Here is a 17,860-nt window from a genome sequence, read left to right on the forward strand (position 1 = left end):
CTTTGATTATAATATTCACATGCGCTACAAACGCTTTTTAATAACCATTTGTCAAGATATGAGAATAAAAACTCAAAAATAAAGTCAATAAAGCACAAATTTAATTTATCGAATTATAATAAAATGATGAATCTTATTACACAAACAACAGATCTTGAAATTGCACTTAACGCTCTACGTACCTCTGATTTTGTAACAGTCGATACTGAGTTTATCCGCGAAACAACTTTTTGGCCTCAACTGTGTTTAATCCAGCTCGCATCACCAGATGTCACAGTTTTGATTGATCCCATAGCACCAGATATTGATTTACAACCTTTTTTTGACCTTATGATCGATAAAAAAGTTGTAAAAGTTTTTCATGCTGCGCGCCAAGATATTGAAACAATTTATCATCTTGGAGGTGTTATTCCTTCCCCTCTCTTTGATACGCAAATAGCAGGATCAATTTGTGGATTTGGTGATTCTATCTCCTATGATCAAATTGTACAACGCTGCACGGGGCATCATCTTGATAAATCCTCCCGCTTTACAGACTGGAGTTACCGCCCTTTGTCTGAAAAACAACTGCTCTATGCACTTGCCGATGTAACTTACTTAAGAGATGTTTACCTGTTATTGAAAAAAAGGTTAGAAAAAAATCAACGTGCTCACTGGATGGACGATGAAATAACAATCCTTTTAAATCCTAAAACCTATGATATGCCAGAAGATGAAGCATGGAAAAAAGTGAAAGGAAAAATTAAAAAGCCACGTGAACTTGCTGTATTACAAAAGATAGCAGCTTGGCGGGAACGTGAAGCACGAAAATACAATATGCCACGTCGTCATATCATAAAAGATGAATGTCTTATAGAAATAGCAACCCAACAACCAAAAGATGAATCTGCATTAAAGCGGTTGCGCAGTCTTAATAAGAACTGGGATAAACTCTCAATTTCTCAATCATTAATCAAAGCTGTCCACGAAGGATTAGAGGTGGATCTTTCTGCTTTACCCCCCATTCCTAAACATAATCCACTCAATGATACGACGGCCGCTGTTATCGATCTACTCAAAGTGTTATTAAAAATTGTTGCAAATGAAAACAGCATTGCCCCTAAAATTATTGCAACATCTAATGATTTAGAAAAAATTGCCAATGGAGGAATAAAGAAAAATATTCCCGCTATGAATGGCTGGCGCTATGAAATATTTGGTCAAAAAGCCGAACAACTGCTAAAGGGCCAGATAGGATTTTACTTTAACGATGGAAAAATAAGCACAAAACAGCTTTAATTTACATTTTTATTTTAAAAATCCATTATGATACATATAATCTACATCAATTGGTATGCCCTATAGGCCAACGCAAATAGGATAAATAAAACCTACTTCTGACAAAGTTAAAAACTTGAATAGTAAACTCTTATTAAAAATGACAGATAAATCTTTATTAGATCAATCAAATAGCAATCTTATTAAGAAAATCTAAAAAAACAGACAGCTCCTCATTTAAAAGTTTTAAAAAGAAAAAGCTCTGATAATAAAAGCGTATTCATTACAAAAATAGTAGCCTAGCAATCGGAACAAACAAAGATATAATGCCTCACGTCACCATATCGTATTAAAAAAAACTACCGAGATTGCAATCTAACAATCAAAAACGATCCAGCATAACAACTAAAATACCTAACAAAGGCAATATATTTATTTATAAAGATAATCTAGCGTTATTTATATTTAAATTAGCCCCCGAATATCGTAAGTTTCTCTCATTCCATCTCAATAAGACTCATAAAGTTTTACATAAGAAATTATATTATAAAGCGCTGTTTTTTTTATAGATTAAACACATTTCAAAGGATTCAAAAATCATGGTTAATAAATAGTTATGATTTATTTTTATTTTTTATAGTGGAAGGATTTTATAATGACTGAAATGATATTCTTTTGCCAGACCGTGAAAGTGCAAAACTGTTTCATATGGGTATTTCAACATTCCGCCGTCATGTAACCAATGGATCTCTTCCAAAACCTTTAAAGTTTTGTTTTTTATCGCGTTGGTTACAATCGAATCTTATCAAGATAATCGAGCAAGCTAAACAGAAACGTTATAACGACGCAGCATAAAAGAAAACCTTTTCACGTAAAAATGGACAAGGCTTTTCATTTTCACATGAAGCTTATGAAGTGAAAAATCCATCCTGTGACGCAAATAACAGAATAAAAAATTATGTTTTCTTTTATGAATGCTCAGGGCATTACAAATGCCTTGCATGGAGTCTGGCTTGGGCGTTATGGAACAAGTCCTATTGTCCAGCTCGTGATGATAGATTGCCTAGTTTATCCCTTGTCAATGGCCCTATTATAAGACATAAAACACGAATAAATTAGAAAAAAATCAAAAAATTTCAAAAGCGAGAGGTTGTTTTATTATTTTTGATAACTTCTGTAATCGTCCAAGAGGACGTTCTCCTAATAACCCAGCGTAATTCTTTGGGATCTGCAGGATAATATGATCTGCTTTTTTATGCCACAATAAATGAGGTAAAATTCCTGCAACAGAAGCACTAAAAAGATGAGCAATACGCATAGTTTCGCCAAGAATACGTGCTTTTTCAATTATATTTTGAGTTGCTAATTGAAAAATGGGAAGAGATTCTTTATCAACCAATAAACTCGTATTGCGAAAAAAAACAGCAAGCGCTGCATAAAGGCGCCCTTCATGAGAAATTCCTGGATAAGATCCTAAAGCTATTTGATTTGCTGCTTCATTGCCTCGATAATCTGGATGTATACGCCAACCAATATCTGCAAGAAGACAAGCGGCTTGACGATAACGGCATTCATTTTCAGTTTCTGAAATTCCAAAAACTTCAAAAGCATTCGTCGTAAAATCAATGAGTTCTTCTGCTTGTTTTGGTGAACGTGCCCGTAAAATAGCCATTTCTGTGCATGCTGCAATGAGAGGATCTGAAAGCCGAATCGCCTGCGGCAAACGTGAATAAAGAAAACCTTCACGAACGCCAGCACCAGAAAAGATTATCTTTTCAAACTCCATACACTGAATGAGTTCAATAAGAACTATTGCCCCATAAGATAAAAGTTTTCGACGATTCTGAGAAACCGCTGCAATCCCTCTCATATTATCAATATTGCCACGTGCTACAAGACGTAAAAAGTTCTCCATTTCAACGGCATCAACTTCATAGCCATGCATAACAGGGAGCCGATAGTGTTTCATTGCCATATGGAGTTTTGCCAAATTACGCCATGTCCCCCCTACTGCATAAAAATAACGTGCTATACCTTTACGAGTACGAACAACAGACGATTTATAAAATTGCTCATGTACAATTTTTGTAGCTACAGCACTATCATTATTTGACATATACTGTAGCCTTAAACCACCCAATGGAAGAGTTATCCCTTCACCAACATCAGAATGATCAATATCAATCAGCTCAAGACTTCCACCACCAAGATCCCCAGAAATACCTTTTGGTTGATAAAAAGTAGACACAACTCCATATGCTGAATACATAGCTTCTTCACTTCCTGAAAGAAGATATATTTTATTTTGCAAAATATCTTCAGCATGCTGAATAAATGCTACGCCATTCTGTGCATCTCGTGCTGCTGCTGTTGCTAAAGTATAGACCTCATCTGCCCCAATCTGTCGACAAAGCGTACGAAACCGTTTCAGTGTTTGCAACGCCATTTTCATCGATTTTTCTTCTAAAAATCCCGTTTTTGCCACACCATGACCGAGACCACAAAGAATCTTTTCATTAAACAAAACTGTTGGTGATCGAACAAGCCCCTCATAAATAACCAACCGAACAGAATTTGAGCCAATGTCAATAACAGCAACAGGCTTACACCCTTTTAACCGACCTTGAGCATCTCTATATGTCATTGGATTTCAGTCTTTATGTATTTAGGCTTGTTGCCGATGCAACGCAACCAAGCGCGAAACAGAAGACTCAAAAGACTCATTTTCCCCCGCAAAACTTGTATTGGCCATAAAATACTCCTGCGCATTAAATAGACTTTCACCTATCTGCGGTGTAATACGTTTTGATGTTCCATCCTTAAGTATATCAAAGCTTTGTTGATTATCAATGATATTAGCTAACATAATCTGTAAAAGAATTTTTTGACGGACTATTTTATTAAAAACTGGAACCAATATTTCAATACGATAGTCCAGATTACGAGGCATCATATCAGCAGAGCCTAAGTAAACGATTGCATTTTCATTAGGCAAATCTTGACCATTCCCAAAACAAAAAATGCGACTATGTTCAAGAAAACGCCCGACAATTGATTTTACACGAATATTATCCGAAATTCCTAGAATACCAGGACGTAAACAACATATCCCCCGCACAACCAAATCAATTTGCACCCCTGCTTGACTAGCACGATATAAAGCATCAATAATTTCAGGATCTACCAATGCATTAACTTTCATCCAAATAGCAGCAAACCTTCCCTGTTGTGCGTAAACAATTTCTTCCTCAATATGCTCTAAGATACGACCACGCAATGTTAAGGGTGAAAAAGCAATCTTCATTGTTTCATTTGGACGCTCATATTGCGCAATATAATTGAACAATAACGCAACATCATGAGCGATATCATCATCTGTGGAAAAAAAAGAAAGATCGGTATAAGTTTTAGCGTTAATGGGATGATAATTTCCTGTCCCAAGATGAACATAAGAGCAAAGACGTTTTCCCTCACGTCTCACAACCAATGACATCTTAGCATGCGTTTTTAATGCAATAAAACCAAAAATAACTTGAACCCCAGCACATTCAAGATCTCGGGCCCAACGAATATTTGCTTCCTCATCAAAACGTGCTTTAAGTTCTACCAAAGCAGTCACAGACTTTCCCTGTTCAGCTGCTTCAATCAAAGCGCCAACAATTGGACTATCATTTGATGTACGATAAAGTGTTTGTTTGATTTCCACAACATCAGGATCGCAAGCAGCTTGACGTAAAAATTGGACAACAACATCAAATGTCTCATAGGGGTGATGAATCACAATATCATTTTCACGAATAGCCGCAAAACAATCCCCTTTATGTTTACGAATACATTCTGGAACACGAGAAATATAAGGAATAAATTTGAGATCATCACGAGGAATAGAAACAATTTCTGATACCGTATTAAGCGCTAAAAATCCATCAAGAACATTAATACAATTATCAGGAACAGCGAGACTATTCGCTATAAATTGACGTAAACTCTCTGGCATTTTTGCGTCAAACTCAACTCGAATAACCTGCCCACGGCGCCGCCTTTTAAGAGCAATTTCAAAAAAGTGAACAAGATCCTCAGCTTCTTCTTCTACTTCAATATCGCTATCTCGGATTACTCTAAATGTACCAATTCCTTTAACCTCATAGTTAGGAAATACATGTTTAATAAAAAGGCAAATAACATCTTCAGATGCAATAAAACGAAAATGATTGCCTTCTTGAGGAAGAAGAATAAAACGCCTTAAAAGCATTGAAATAGACAACAACACTATGTGTGAGTTCTGATCAGTTTCTCCAGACAATTGAAGCGCAATAGAAAGCCCTAAATTAGGAATAAATGGAAAAGGATGAGTAGAATCAACAGGCAAAGGTTTTAAAACAGGAAAAATTGTCTCAAGAAAATATTTTTCAAGCCATAATTTTTCAATTTCTGAAAGATCATCAGAACAAATAATTTCAATATCATTCTTTTTTAATTCATCACGTAAAACATTCAATTCTCGTAGTTGGTGAGCCTGCAGCTTTAAAATCTCAGCTAATACAATATCAAGTTGTTCCTGTGGAGTGTGCCCATCTGCACTGCACGCTGTAACGCGAGCACGAATTTGAGCTGCCAGTCCTGCAACACGAACCATAAAAAACTCATCAAGATTTGCAGCTGAAATAGAAAGAAATTGTAGACGTTCTAATAAAGGATGTTTCGAATTAGCCGCTTCCATCAAAACACGATTATTAAATTGTAGCCATGAAAACTCTCGATTAATAAACCGTACCGGATTTTTCATTGTTATATTCGATATAGAAATTTTATTTACCACCCTCTGTTCCATATATCCTAAATAATTTTCTTTTATATTTTCTAAAATCCTTGACAAAATATCTCACATAATATTTGATAATATGTTATCATCATAATAATATATCAATGCCTAACTTCCCTCATCATTTTTCCATTTAATATTTAAAAATACTTGGAATTATTGCTATGCGCAAAGCACTAAAAGTAAGACAACTATTCTAATATAGCATAAAAGAAGAGAAATTTGTCTTAAAAAGCATCTTGCATTATTATACGCTTTATTACAAACTCACGCCTATAAAATAGAAGAGCCCAATCATAGCTGATGAGAAAATTTATTCTGGAGTTTGTATGCCATGGCTGATCACAATATTCCTCATTTCCAAAATGACCTTGGATATAAAACAATCGAAATTGGTGTGAAAGAATTTATGTGTGTAGGCGCTACACACCCATTCGATCATCCTCATATCTTTATCGATATGGGAACAGCAGATGAGAAAATTTGCCCTTACTGCTCAACCCTTTATCGTTATGTTCCCTCGCTATCATACGATCAAACAAACCCAACAGGATGCTTATATCATCCAGAAAAGCTATTATAATTGCGTTTTTTGGCTTTCTTAATAACCCCTCTTTTCATTCTGCTTGTTTAATATGAAATCATTTGTGGAACAGTCACCCATCATCGTTGGAGGAGGAATTGCTGGTTTAAGCACTGCTTTAGCACTCGCTCATAAAGGAATTGCAAGCACCATTATCGAAAAGTGTAAGCAACTTGAAACGATAGGCGCTGGTATTCAACTGACACCAAATGCAACATCTATTCTTGCTCGCTGGAAACTTCTTAACAAACTCACTGAAGTCGCGACAATCCCATATTTTCTTGAGTTAAAAGATGGATTATCTTTAAAAATACATCTACGGGCTCATCTTATTAATCTAACAGAAAAATATTGGAAAGCCCCTTATATGACGATTCACCGTGCGGCTTTACAAAAAATTTTATATAATGCAGTGATTGAAAATCCTTTGATCAAATACAAAGCAGGCGAAACGATTGTATCTTCTACCCAATCTGCAACCAACATTAAAATCACGACAATAAAAACAGATACGGCAACAGAACAGCTTCATTCAACGCCCCTCCTGATCGGATGTGATGGCGTTTGGTCAACATTACGGCAACAATCTCCTTTTCATGAAAAAGCAAATTTTAGTGGCTTTATTGCTTGGCGTGCAACAACAACATTTGATAATCTTCCTCAAAACTTTCGTTCTTCATTGCAAAATATGAAGACAATTACGGCTTGGATGGGACCAAAAAATCATCTTGTTGTCTACCCCATTCAATCATCAGAAAAAATTTTTAATTTTGTCGCCATTACGCATGGAAAAAATTCAAAAGAAGGATGGGCCCATAAAGGAAATAAAGAAAAACTCAAATCTCTTTTTAAAGATTGGAATTCAAAAATCTTACAAATTTTCGATCATATTGATGAATGGAGTTATTGGCCACTCTTTCAAATGAAACAAAATCGTTTTATCGGTTTAGAGAGACAAGTATTTGTTGGCGATTGCGCACATGCTACCTTACCTTTTGCAGCACAGGGTGCCGCTATGGCAATCGAAGATGCTGCCACATTAGCAAAAGCACTTTCATTGAAAGATTTTTCATTAACGAAAGCACTTTCGCTTTACGAAACAACACGCACACCCCGTATTGCAGCAGTAAAAAAACGCGGAGATTTCAATAGATTAGCCTATCATGCAACCGGTCCCATAGCAATTGCACGCAATCTCATGATGAAAATTCGTACACCAGAGAGCATTATGTCAGATCTCAATTGGCTTTACATGTATGATGCGATGAATTCTATAAAAAATAATGATAAAAACTTATAAAATCCTTCCGACACTTTGAATATTACGAAAGAACGAGATTTTTTTTAATTTTATGACACTAAAAAAATATCATAATTTACTCAAATAAAAGCAATATTTTTCGAAACCTACAATCCGATTTTAAAAGCTCAATTTTTAGCTCTCCTAAAAGCAAAAACACCACTCAAAATCAGCTCCCATCTTTAATCTTTCTTTAACTCAATTCTACATCAACAACACCCTGAATTAATTTCATAGCATTTGCGACATGTGAATTTACCTTATATCGCTTAGGAAGCGCAATTTCGACTTCTCGCAATCCATCCTCTTGAATTAAAATAAGCCCCACCTCTCCATTCCCCCCAAGATTTAAGTTTTGTTCAATTTGTGGAAGCATATCAACTGTTTTTATAAAGAGACGCATCATTTTATGCTGTTGTAATGATTCATTTTCCAAAGACTGAATTGTTTCAATTCGCAAACTAACTCCTTCAGAACGATTTTCTGCGCTCACCGTAATAATAAAAGATTTTCCGGGTTCTAGCATCTCTTCATAATCCGAGAGTGCCTCAGAAAAGAGAACTGCTTCATATTGTCCACTTGTATCAGAAAAATGAATAATTCCCATTTTTTTACCAGATTTTGTTTTGCGCACGTTTTTTGCCACAACAGTTCCAGCAAGCCGTGCAGCCGTTGCTCCCCCTTTAACGGCATTGGCAAAATTACCCCAAGTCTGAATGCGTTTTTTGTTTAGAATAGCTTGATACTCCTCCAAAGGATGCGCAGAAAAGTAAAAACCTATAGCTTGAAATTCTCGATAAAGTTTCTCAGCCGGCAACCAAGGGGTTGTTTGCGATAAAATCAATGGTTCTTTTAATCCGCCTGCCATTCCAAATATATCAACCTGCCCGCTAGAATTGTCATCGAGAATACGAAGTGCACGCGCATGAAGGGTTCCAAGATTGGCTAATAAAACCTCACGTGCAATGTTAAAACAATCAAAAGCACCAGCACAAACTAAACTTTCCATCGCACGCTTATTAACAATACGAGGATCAACACGCGCACAAAAATCTTCCAAATCCTTAAAAATCTTATTCCCACGACAAGAAACAATATGATCTACAACAGTTTCTCCCACACCTTTAATGGCAGCAAGAGAATAATAAATACAGTTATCACCAACCTCAAAAACACGATGAGATGTTTGTATAGAAGGTGCAATAACTTCAATACCCAACCTTAATGCTTCACGCCGAAAATCATTGAGCTTATCTGTATTCGTCATATCATATGTCATTGAAGCAGCTAAAAACTCAACGGGATAGTTTGCTTTCATATAAGCCGTTTGGTAAGAAACAATTGCATAAGCAGCAGCATGCGATTTATTAAAACCATAATCGGCAAATTTTGCTAAAAGATCAAAGATAATATCAGCTTGATCTTTATCCACGCCACCTGCAACAGCTCCATTGACAAAACGCGTACGCTGTTTTTGCATTTCAGCATGAATTTTTTTCCCCATAGCACGACGTAATAAATCAGCTTCTCCAAGCGAATAACCAGCAAGAACCTGAGCAATCTGCATCACCTGTTCTTGATAAACAATCACACCTTGTGTTTCTTTGATCAGATGATCTATTTTAGGATGAATAGAAGCAATTTCCTCTTCCCCATGTTTGCGTGCATTATAGGTTGGAATATTCTCCATTGGACCTGGACGATAAAGTGCGACCAGCGCAATAATATCTTCAATACGGTCTGGCTTCATCCCAATCAACGCCTTGCGCATACCAGAACTTTCCACCTGAAACACACCAACCGTTTCACCACGTGCCATCATAGCGTAGGTTGCTTCATCATTCAGAGGAATATTTGATAAATCTATTTTAATCCCCTTTCTGGCAACAAAATCGACTGCCATTTTCAAAACAGTAAGCGTTTTTAATCCAAGAAAATCAAATTTTACCAGCCCCGCCTGTTCCACATATTTCATGTTAAATTGTGTAACAGGCATATCAGAACGAGGATCACGATACATCGGGACAAGCTCCCAAAGTGGACGATCTCCGATAACAATCCCAGCAGCATGAGTTGAAGCATGACGATAAAGTCCCTCCAACTGAAGTGCTATATCTAATGCGCGGCCAACAACGGGATCTTTTTTCTTTTCCTCTTCAAATTTAGGTTCATCCTTAATAGCATCAGCCAATTCTACCTGACTTCCTGGCGTGGCAGGAATTAATTTTGTAAGATAATCCACCTGACGATAAGGAACTTCTAAAACACGCCCCACATCACGCAAAACTGCACGCGCCTGTAACTTACCAAAGGTAATAATTTGAGCAACTTGATCACGTCCATATTTTTTTTGAACATATTGAATAACTTCTTCGCGCCGCTCTTGACAAAAGTCGATATCAAAATCTGGCATCGAAACACGATCTGGGTTGAGAAAACGTTCAAAGAGAAGAGAAAACCGTAAGGGATCAACATCAGTAATCGTCAATGCATAAGCAACAAGTGAACCAGCACCAGAACCCCGTCCTGGTCCAACGGGAATATCATGAACCTTTGCCCATTTTATGAAATCTGAAACGATAAGAAAATATCCAGAAAATTGCATACGCGTAATAACTGAAATTTCATAATCAAGCCGCTGTTCATAATCTGCAATCGTATACCCTTCAGCCAACCCTATTGTTTCAAGCCGCATCTTCAAACCAGCTTTAGCTTGATTTAACAACTCACTATCTTCTATTTCTAAAGTAGTTTCTGAATTAGCAGATTGTTCTATAAAACGAGGCAATATCGGTTTTCGAAGAGGCGTGGCAATATGACAACGCAATGCAATTTCAACACTATTTTCCAAAGCTTCTGGAAGATCAGAAAACAGTGTAACCATTTCATCTTGTGACTTCAAATAATGATCTGGCGTCACACGTTTGCGATCTGGATTAGAGACGATTTGTCCTTCTGAAACAGCCATCAGCGCATCATGGGCTTCATATCCTTCTCTTTTCAGAAAAAAAGCTTCATTTGTTGCAACAAGAGGAATTTCATGCGCATAAGCCAATTCAATAAGATCAGCTTCTACTCTCTGATCATAAGAGCCATGCCGTTGTAACTCCACATAAAGACGATCAGCAAAAGATTTTTTCAAATAAATTAAGCGCTCAACAGCATGTTCTTTTTTCTCTTCTGCCAAAGAAAGATTAATAGGTCCTCCCTTTCCTCCCGTTAAAGCGATTATTCCTTCACTGTGTTCTGACAACCAATCAGCTTTAATATGAGGAGGATCAGTATCACATTTATCAAGATAAGCACGGCTAACAAGACGAACCAAATGAGCATAACCAGTTTTGCTAGCAGCCAAAAGAACAATAGAGCAGAAATCAGAAGAATTACGCCATTTAGCCAAACGTGAATGATCATTTTCATCACGAAAGTCAACAGCAAGCTGACAACCAATAATAGGTTGGACCCCATGAGAAAGACAATGCTGTGAAAATTCCAAAGCACCAAATAAATTATTGGTATCGGTAATAGCAACCGCTGGTGCATGATCTGAAATCGCCTGTTGAATAATTTGGGGGATTTTTAAAGCCCCCTCGAGCAAGGAATAAGCTGAATGCACTCTCAAATGAATAAAGCGAGGAAGAGAATTTTTGTTCTCTTGCATTTTATTTTTTACCACTCTCACAATTTCCCACTACAAAATAAATGCTAAACAGCACCCCTTATAAAAGAAAAAACTTCTGTTTATCATAACTTTAAAGCTATAAATTCATCATCATACATAGGAGAAATATCCCAATTTTATTAATATTTATAAGAGAGTTCTATCAAGAAAATGCTTCTATTCACAGCAAATAAACACCTAAAATAAAAAGAAAAACAATATACCTCATCTAAGCACTTTAATTTTTGACCCTTTAATTGTATTTTTCTTCCTAAAGTTCAATGTGTAAATAAAGCAACCTCCTCTTTATGACGTTATCCCCAAAAAGCTCTTCTAAAGGTCTAGAAAAAACAAAAAGGGCAGGTTAAGTTTGCTCATGCCTCCAAGTCTTCTTACCCCTCTTTTTAATTCTATTCGAACTCTTTCTGGTATTACACCTAAAGTCTATGGTTTATTGACCAAACTCTTAGATGTTAATCCTACACAACGCGAAGCAACTCTTATTGACCTTCTTCAATTAATGCCCCATTCCGTTATAGACCGCAGAATGCGTCCCAGCATTGCTTGTGCAAAAGAAGGAGATACTGTTACGCTCGAAATTATCATCGATCAACATCAATCACCACCCCGTGGTCACAACCGAATTCCCTATCGAGTTATTGCCCATGATCACACAGGAAAAATAAATTTAGTCTTTTTTCATGCTCAACCTCTTTGGCTAAAAAAACAACTCCCCGAAGGAAAAAAAGTCATTATATCAGGAAAAGTTGAATGGTTTAATGGACAGCTTTCAATGGCGCATCCAGACTATATTGCCCCGAGCGAACAATCAAATCAGATACCTCTCATCGAACCTGTCTATCCCTCTACTGCAGGACTAACTGCAAAGACACTAAGACGCGCCATACAAAACGCTCTTGATTTTATTCCACTCCTCCCAGAATGGATAGATGAAAATGTGAAAAAGCAGCAAAATTTTCCTTCTTTTTCTGTTGCTTTACGCCGTATCCATGCGCCCATTAACCCCGACGATCTATCCTTAGAAAGTACAGCACGCAAACGTCTTGCCTATGATGAATTGCTCGCTTGTCAATTGGCACTAGGACTCGTGCGTTTGAAAACTAAATCTCTTGTTGGCACTTCTCGACCATCAACAGGAATTTATACTAAAAAATTGCTCAATATCCTCCCCTTTCAACTCACAACCGGACAAAAAAAAGCAGTAGAAGATATCGCAAATGATCTTGCTTCACCAGAACCGATGCTAAGACTACTTCAAGGTGATGTAGGCGCAGGAAAAACTGTTGTTGCATTGATAGCAATGGCACAAATTGCTGAAAATTCAGGACAATCAGCTTTAATGGCACCAACCGAAGTGCTTGCCAGGCAACATTTTGCCACCATCGCTCCTCTTGCCGAAAAGGTCGGATTACAAACAACCCTTTTAACAGGACGAGAAAAAGGAAAGTTGAGGACAAATATCGTGAATGATATTCTGTCAGGTCAAGTTTCTATTGTCATCGGAACCCATGCTCTCATACAAAACAGCGTTACTTATAATAATCTCGCTTTAACCATTATCGATGAACAACACCGTTTTGGTGTCCATCAACGTATCGCTCTTACAGAAAAAGGCAATAAAGCTGATATGCTGGTTATGACCGCCACACCCATTCCGCGCACACTCGTCTTAACAGCTTTTGGTGATATGGATGTCTCTAAAATTACCGAAAAACCAATGGGACGACAACCCATTACAACAGCAACGCTTTCTTTGAAACGTCTTCATGAGCTTATAGAGAGAATCGCAATTGCATTAGAAAAAGGAGAAAAGCTCTATTGGATTTGTCCTTTAGTAGAAGAATCGACAGCTCTTGATCTCACTTCAATTGAAAACCGCTTTGCATTTCTCCATGAGCGCTTTGGAGCACACGTTGGTATGATCCATGGAAAAATGTCTACAGCAGAAAAAGAAGCCGCTATGGCATCTTTTAAATGTGGAAATACACGTATTTTAGTTGCAACCACCGTCATTGAAGTGGGAGTAGATATTCCAGATGCTTCGATCATTATCATCGAACACGCGGAACATTTTGGCCTTTCACAATTGCACCAATTACGTGGACGTGTAGGACGAGGCGATAAAAAATCTTCCTGCATTTTGCTTTATAAAGATCCACTGACTAAAACAGCAGCAACACGCCTTAATATTATCCGCAATACAGAAGATGGTTTTGAAATTGCTGAAGAAGATTGGCGCCTACGAGGCGAAGGAGAACTTTTAGGTACAAAACAATCCGGAGTCCCTGAATTTCATATAGCAAACCTTGCAGTTCATAGCGATCTTTTGTCAATGGCAAGAAAAGATGCTCGTTTATTTTTACAACGCGATCCTCATCTTTCTTCTGAGCAAGGACAAGCTTTACGGTTGCTCCTTTATCTTTTCGGACACAACGATGCTGCACGCCTCTTACGAGCAGGATAACAAAGCCCCTCTAATAAAAAACTTAAATACCTCTCTGTTCAAATATGGTTTTCTCTCTTAGAATTACCCATAAATGATCTACGCAGTCTCTTAGCATCTTTATGCTTCATGAACGAATAACAAATCAACAGCACTATCTTCTCTCTCAATCTGAATTATTCTTGCATTAAAACAGTAGAAGCAATATTGCGTCTTTTTTTACCATTATATTCACATAACTGATCTATTTTTTGACAGGTAAGAAAATATTTTTCGTTTTATCGTAAAGGATTTAGAAAGAAAAAACTTTTCTTCAGTATTCTCGTTCAACAGAGAAAAATGAAAAAATAAGTTTCATTATAAATCAATTTCTTACACTTGATTATTCTCCAAAAGATTCAGAAATATACTTTTATTCAACCGTGACTGATTTTGCTAAATTACGGGGTTGATCAACATCTGTTCCTAATAAAACAGCCGTATGATAAGCGATTAACTGAACAGGGAGTGCATAAATAATAGGAGAAATAAATTCTGGAACATCTGGCAAAGTGATCGTTGATAAAGTCTTAAGACAAGCTACTTCTGCTCCTTTTTTATCGGTTATTAAAATAATACGACCATTACGCGCTACCACTTCTTGCATATTAGAAAAAGTTTTTTCAAACCACCGATCATACGGTGCAACAACAATAACGGGTATTGTCTCATCCACCAGAGCAATTGGTCCATGCTTTAATTCACCTGCCGCATAACCTTCAGCATGAATATAAGAAAGCTCTTTCAGTTTAAGGGCTCCCTCCAAAGCAATCGGATAAGAAGTTCCACGTCCTAGATAAAGAACACTTTTTGCATTTACCAAATCACGACAAATACATTCAATTTTTCTCTCTAGTTTTAAGACCTCATTTAAAATACGTGGAACTTCTGCCAACTGTTGAACCAGTTTCTTTTCCATTTGAGCCGAAAGATAGCCACGTTGTTTAGCAGCACTAAGTGCTAGTGAAGCAAGCGTTGCCAATTGACAGGTAAAAGCTTTTGTTGAAGCAACACCTATTTCCGGTCCGGCAAGTGTTGGGAAAATAAAATCAGCCTCCCTTGCCATTGTTGATTGCTCTACATTCACAATTGTTGCTGTTTTTACACCCCGCTCACGACAATAACGCAAAGAAGCCAATGTATCAGCTGTCTCACCAGATTGAGAAACAAACAGCGATAACACATCAGACGTTATAGGAGGTTCACGATAACGAAACTCCGAAGCAACATCATTATCAACACTTAAAGCGGCAAATTTCTCAAACCAATAGCGCGCAACTAAGGTTGAATAATACGCCGTTCCACAACTCGCAAAAAGGAGACGATGAATATTTTTCCAATCAATCAAATTCTCAAGGGGTCGAACGACATAATTTCCAAGATCAAGATAATGTGCCAAATTATGAGAAATCACTTCAGGTTGTTCAAACATTTCCTTGTGCATAAAATGACGATGATTACCCTTAGAAATCAATAAAGCCCCTTCAAGTAATGTCGTCACAGGACGTTTTACCGGTTGATTATTAGCATCATAAATTGTGACGCCTTCCCGTGTGAGAACAGCCCAATCCCCATCTTCCATATAGCTAATATAATCAACGAATGGTGCCAAAGCAATCGCATCTGACCCCACAAAAAATTCATCTTTTCCATAACCAATTGCCAGAGGTGGACCAGAACACGCCGCAATCATAAGGTTATCTTCACCTTCGAAAATAAGAGCAATAGCAAAAGCCCCCTGCAGCCTTTTCCAACTGGTGCGTATGGCTTCTTGCGGAGAAAGACCATCTTTTAATGCACGCGTTATTAAATGTGCAATAACTTCCGTATCCGTCTCTGTTTCAAAGATACAACCATCCTCTATGAGTTCCTTTTGCAGTTCTACAAAATTTTCAATAATACCATTATGAACAATCGCAAGCTTTTCAGTCACATGGGGATGCGCATTGCGTTCAACAGCAATTCCATGCGTAGCCCAACGGGTATGACCAATCCCTAAATTTCCCTCCAGAGGTGTTTTTTTTAATTTTTCTTCTAAATGAACAAGCTTCCCCTCAGCACGTACACGATAAAGATGCCCATTATGGACCGTTGCCACCCCAGATGAATCATACCCTCTATATTCAAGACGTTTTAACCCCTCAACCAAAGAGGACGAAACACACCTCTTTCCAAGAATTCCAATAATTCCACACATTAAAAAGCTCCAACCCACATCTTAAGATTTAAATCTTATAAAACAATCCAACAGCCTTTATTTAAAACTATAAATAATAAAAATAATTCAAACATGGAGTACGGCAATCTTTAAGAATAAACCTCCCATCCATCGTTAGATTAACACGAAACAAAAGAATAAGCTGAAAATAATCATTTTTTCTGTTTGTTTTCTAACAAGCGCTCTCGAAATTTTGTCGCATAGCCCTCTTTTATAACCTGTCGTGCACGCCCAAAAGCCATACTGTTCATAGGAATATTTTCAGTAATAACACTTCCTGAAGCAACATAAGAGCCATCCCCTATTATCAATGGGGAAACAAGTGCCGTATTAGACCCAACAAAAGCATGATCACCAATCACGGTTTTATATTTGTTAAATCCATCATAATTGCAAGTAATTGTACCGGCTCCAATATTGGTATGTGCACCAATTTCAGCATCACCAATATAACTTAAATGATTGATTTTAGAAGATTCTCCTACCTTAGCTTGTTTGACTTCACAAAAATTTCCAATCTTTACGGACTTCGCCAACTCTGTTCCAGGACGCAAACGTGCATAGGGACCAATCTGTGCATCTCTACCAACCACAGCACCTTCGAGATAACTAAATGCATGAATAACCGCACCAGATTGTACTTTTACGCTTAACCCAAAATAAACATTTGGTTCTATCACCACTCCTGGTTCAATTTCTGTATCATAAGAAAAATAGAGTGTTTCTGGCTTTAAGAGTGTAACACCCGATAACATTAAATCGCGCGCTTTACGTTTTTGCCACAAAGAATCAGCCTCAGAAAGCTCAAGACCATTGTTAATTCCTACAATATCTTCAAAAGGAACTTCAACAACACGCACATCTAATCCTTTGCGTGTTGCAAGAGAAGCAATATCTGTTAAGTAATATTCTTTTTTCACATTGTTATTACCAACTTTCTCTAAAAGAGAAAGTGCATGTTTTCCACGCATAGCGAGTATTCCACCGTTACAAAAAGAAATCTTTTTTTCTTCATCGCTAGCGTCTTTTTCTTCTACAATTGCAATCAATTGACCATTTTTCTCGAGAAGACGCCCATAACCTGTTGGATTTTTGGTATGAAAACCTGCAAAAACAACATCTGCTCCATCAGCAAGCTGTGCACGCATTTGGTGCAATGAATCTTGCTGAATGAGAGGAGTATCCCCAAAAACAATGAGAACATCATCCACTTCCTTTTGCAAAGCTGAACGAGCAGACAAAACAGCATGAGCTGTTCCTAAACGCTCTTTTTGTTCAAAAATCATTACATCTTTTACAAATGACTGAACAACGTGCGTAACCTCCTTAGCACCAAATCCCACAACAACTGCTAATTGTGAAGAGCCTGCCAATTCTATTTGTTTTAGAACATGGCATACAAGAGGCAATCCAGCAATTTTATGAAGTACCTTAGGCAGAGACGATTTCATGCGCGTCCCCTCACCTGCGGCAAGAACAATAGAAAGACAACTTCTAACCATAAAAACACATAAGA

General features: G+C 37.3%; 10 protein-coding genes. 5 read left to right on the forward strand and 5 right to left on the reverse strand.

The features are described from left to right. Positions 1-123 precede the first annotated feature (123 nt). A complete protein-coding gene (rnd, locus tag ACFILD_RS04795; protein ID WP_375657883.1) occupies positions 124-1,278 on the forward strand; it encodes a ribonuclease D in 1,155 nt (384 codons plus the stop codon). Between the two features lie 648 nt (positions 1,279-1,926). After that, positions 1,927-2,112, forward strand: a complete 186-nt coding sequence (locus ACFILD_RS04800; RefSeq protein ID WP_375657900.1) for a DNA-binding protein — start codon at positions 1,927-1,929, stop codon at positions 2,110-2,112. A 271-nt stretch (positions 2,113-2,383) separates the two neighbouring features. On the opposite strand, the gene ppx is transcribed toward ACFILD_RS04800, so the two are convergent. Both ppx and ACFILD_RS04810 read right to left on the reverse strand, forming a co-directional pair. Further along, positions 2,384-3,901 carry an exopolyphosphatase gene (ppx, locus tag ACFILD_RS04805; protein ID WP_273791189.1) on the reverse strand — a complete coding sequence of 506 codons (1,518 nt, stop codon included), beginning with the start codon at positions 3,899-3,901 and terminating at the stop codon, positions 2,384-2,386. A gap of 21 nt (positions 3,902-3,922) precedes the next feature. Continuing rightward, complete coding sequence (locus tag ACFILD_RS04810; RefSeq protein WP_375657899.1) at positions 3,923-6,088, reverse strand: RNA degradosome polyphosphate kinase; 2,166 nt, start codon at positions 6,086-6,088, stop codon at positions 3,923-3,925. Positions 6,089-6,413: 325 nt separating this feature from the next. On the opposite strand from ACFILD_RS04810, the gene ACFILD_RS04815 reads away from it, so the two are divergent. Both ACFILD_RS04815 and ACFILD_RS04820 read left to right on the forward strand, forming a co-directional pair. Beyond that, positions 6,414-6,662 (forward strand): zinc-finger domain-containing protein, encoded by a 249-nt coding sequence (locus ACFILD_RS04815; protein ID WP_375657882.1) that lies wholly within the window; start codon positions 6,414-6,416, stop codon positions 6,660-6,662. A gap of 52 nt (positions 6,663-6,714) precedes the next feature. Further along, positions 6,715-7,962 carry an FAD-binding protein gene (locus ACFILD_RS04820; RefSeq protein ID WP_375657881.1) on the forward strand — a complete coding sequence of 416 codons (1,248 nt, stop codon included), beginning with the start codon at positions 6,715-6,717 and terminating at the stop codon, positions 7,960-7,962. A gap of 193 nt (positions 7,963-8,155) precedes the next feature. Here ACFILD_RS04820 and dnaE read toward each other — a convergent pair whose 3' ends face one another. Further along, complete coding sequence (gene dnaE, locus ACFILD_RS04825; RefSeq protein ID WP_375664829.1) at positions 8,156-11,623, reverse strand: DNA polymerase III subunit alpha; 3,468 nt, start codon at positions 11,621-11,623, stop codon at positions 8,156-8,158. A gap of 376 nt (positions 11,624-11,999) precedes the next feature. On the opposite strand from dnaE, the gene recG reads away from it, so the two are divergent. Further along, positions 12,000-14,108, forward strand: a complete 2,109-nt coding sequence (gene recG, locus ACFILD_RS04830; RefSeq protein WP_375664830.1) for an ATP-dependent DNA helicase RecG — start codon at positions 12,000-12,002, stop codon at positions 14,106-14,108. A 391-nt stretch (positions 14,109-14,499) separates the two neighbouring features. Here the strand turns inward: recG and glmS are convergent, their stop codons facing one another. Both glmS and glmU read right to left on the reverse strand, forming a co-directional pair. Continuing rightward, complete coding sequence (glmS, locus tag ACFILD_RS04835) at positions 14,500-16,323, reverse strand: glutamine--fructose-6-phosphate transaminase (isomerizing) (RefSeq protein ID WP_375664831.1); 1,824 nt, start codon at positions 16,321-16,323, stop codon at positions 14,500-14,502. A 173-nt stretch (positions 16,324-16,496) separates the two neighbouring features. Further along, complete coding sequence (gene glmU / locus ACFILD_RS04840; RefSeq protein ID WP_375664832.1) at positions 16,497-17,846, reverse strand: bifunctional UDP-N-acetylglucosamine diphosphorylase/glucosamine-1-phosphate N-acetyltransferase GlmU; 1,350 nt, start codon at positions 17,844-17,846, stop codon at positions 16,497-16,499. Between the last annotated feature and the right edge of the window lie 14 nt (positions 17,847-17,860).

It is taken from the genome of Bartonella sp. CL162QHHD, assembly GCF_042195435.1.
In the GTDB taxonomy this organism is placed as follows: domain Bacteria; phylum Pseudomonadota; class Alphaproteobacteria; order Rhizobiales; family Rhizobiaceae; genus Bartonella.

Coding starts and splice junctions, on each gene's coding strand:
- rnd (WP_375657883.1), top strand. CDS start 124: ATGATGAATCTTATTACACAAACAACAGATCTTGAAATTGCACTTAAC.
- ppx (WP_273791189.1), bottom strand. CDS start 3,901: ATGACATATAGAGATGCTCAAGGTCGGTTAAAAGGGTGTAAGCCTGTT.
- ACFILD_RS04810 (WP_375657899.1), bottom strand. CDS start 6,088: ATGGAACAGAGGGTGGTAAATAAAATTTCTATATCGAATATAACAATG.
- ACFILD_RS04815 (WP_375657882.1), top strand. CDS start 6,414: ATGGCTGATCACAATATTCCTCATTTCCAAAATGACCTTGGATATAAA.
- ACFILD_RS04820 (WP_375657881.1), top strand. CDS start 6,715: ATGAAATCATTTGTGGAACAGTCACCCATCATCGTTGGAGGAGGAATT.
- dnaE (WP_375664829.1), bottom strand. CDS start 11,623: ATGCAAGAGAACAAAAATTCTCTTCCTCGCTTTATTCATTTGAGAGTG.
- recG (WP_375664830.1), top strand. CDS start 12,000: ATGCCTCCAAGTCTTCTTACCCCTCTTTTTAATTCTATTCGAACTCTT.
- glmS (WP_375664831.1), bottom strand. CDS start 16,323: ATGTGTGGAATTATTGGAATTCTTGGAAAGAGGTGTGTTTCGTCCTCT.
- glmU (WP_375664832.1), bottom strand. CDS start 17,846: ATGGTTAGAAGTTGTCTTTCTATTGTTCTTGCCGCAGGTGAGGGGACG.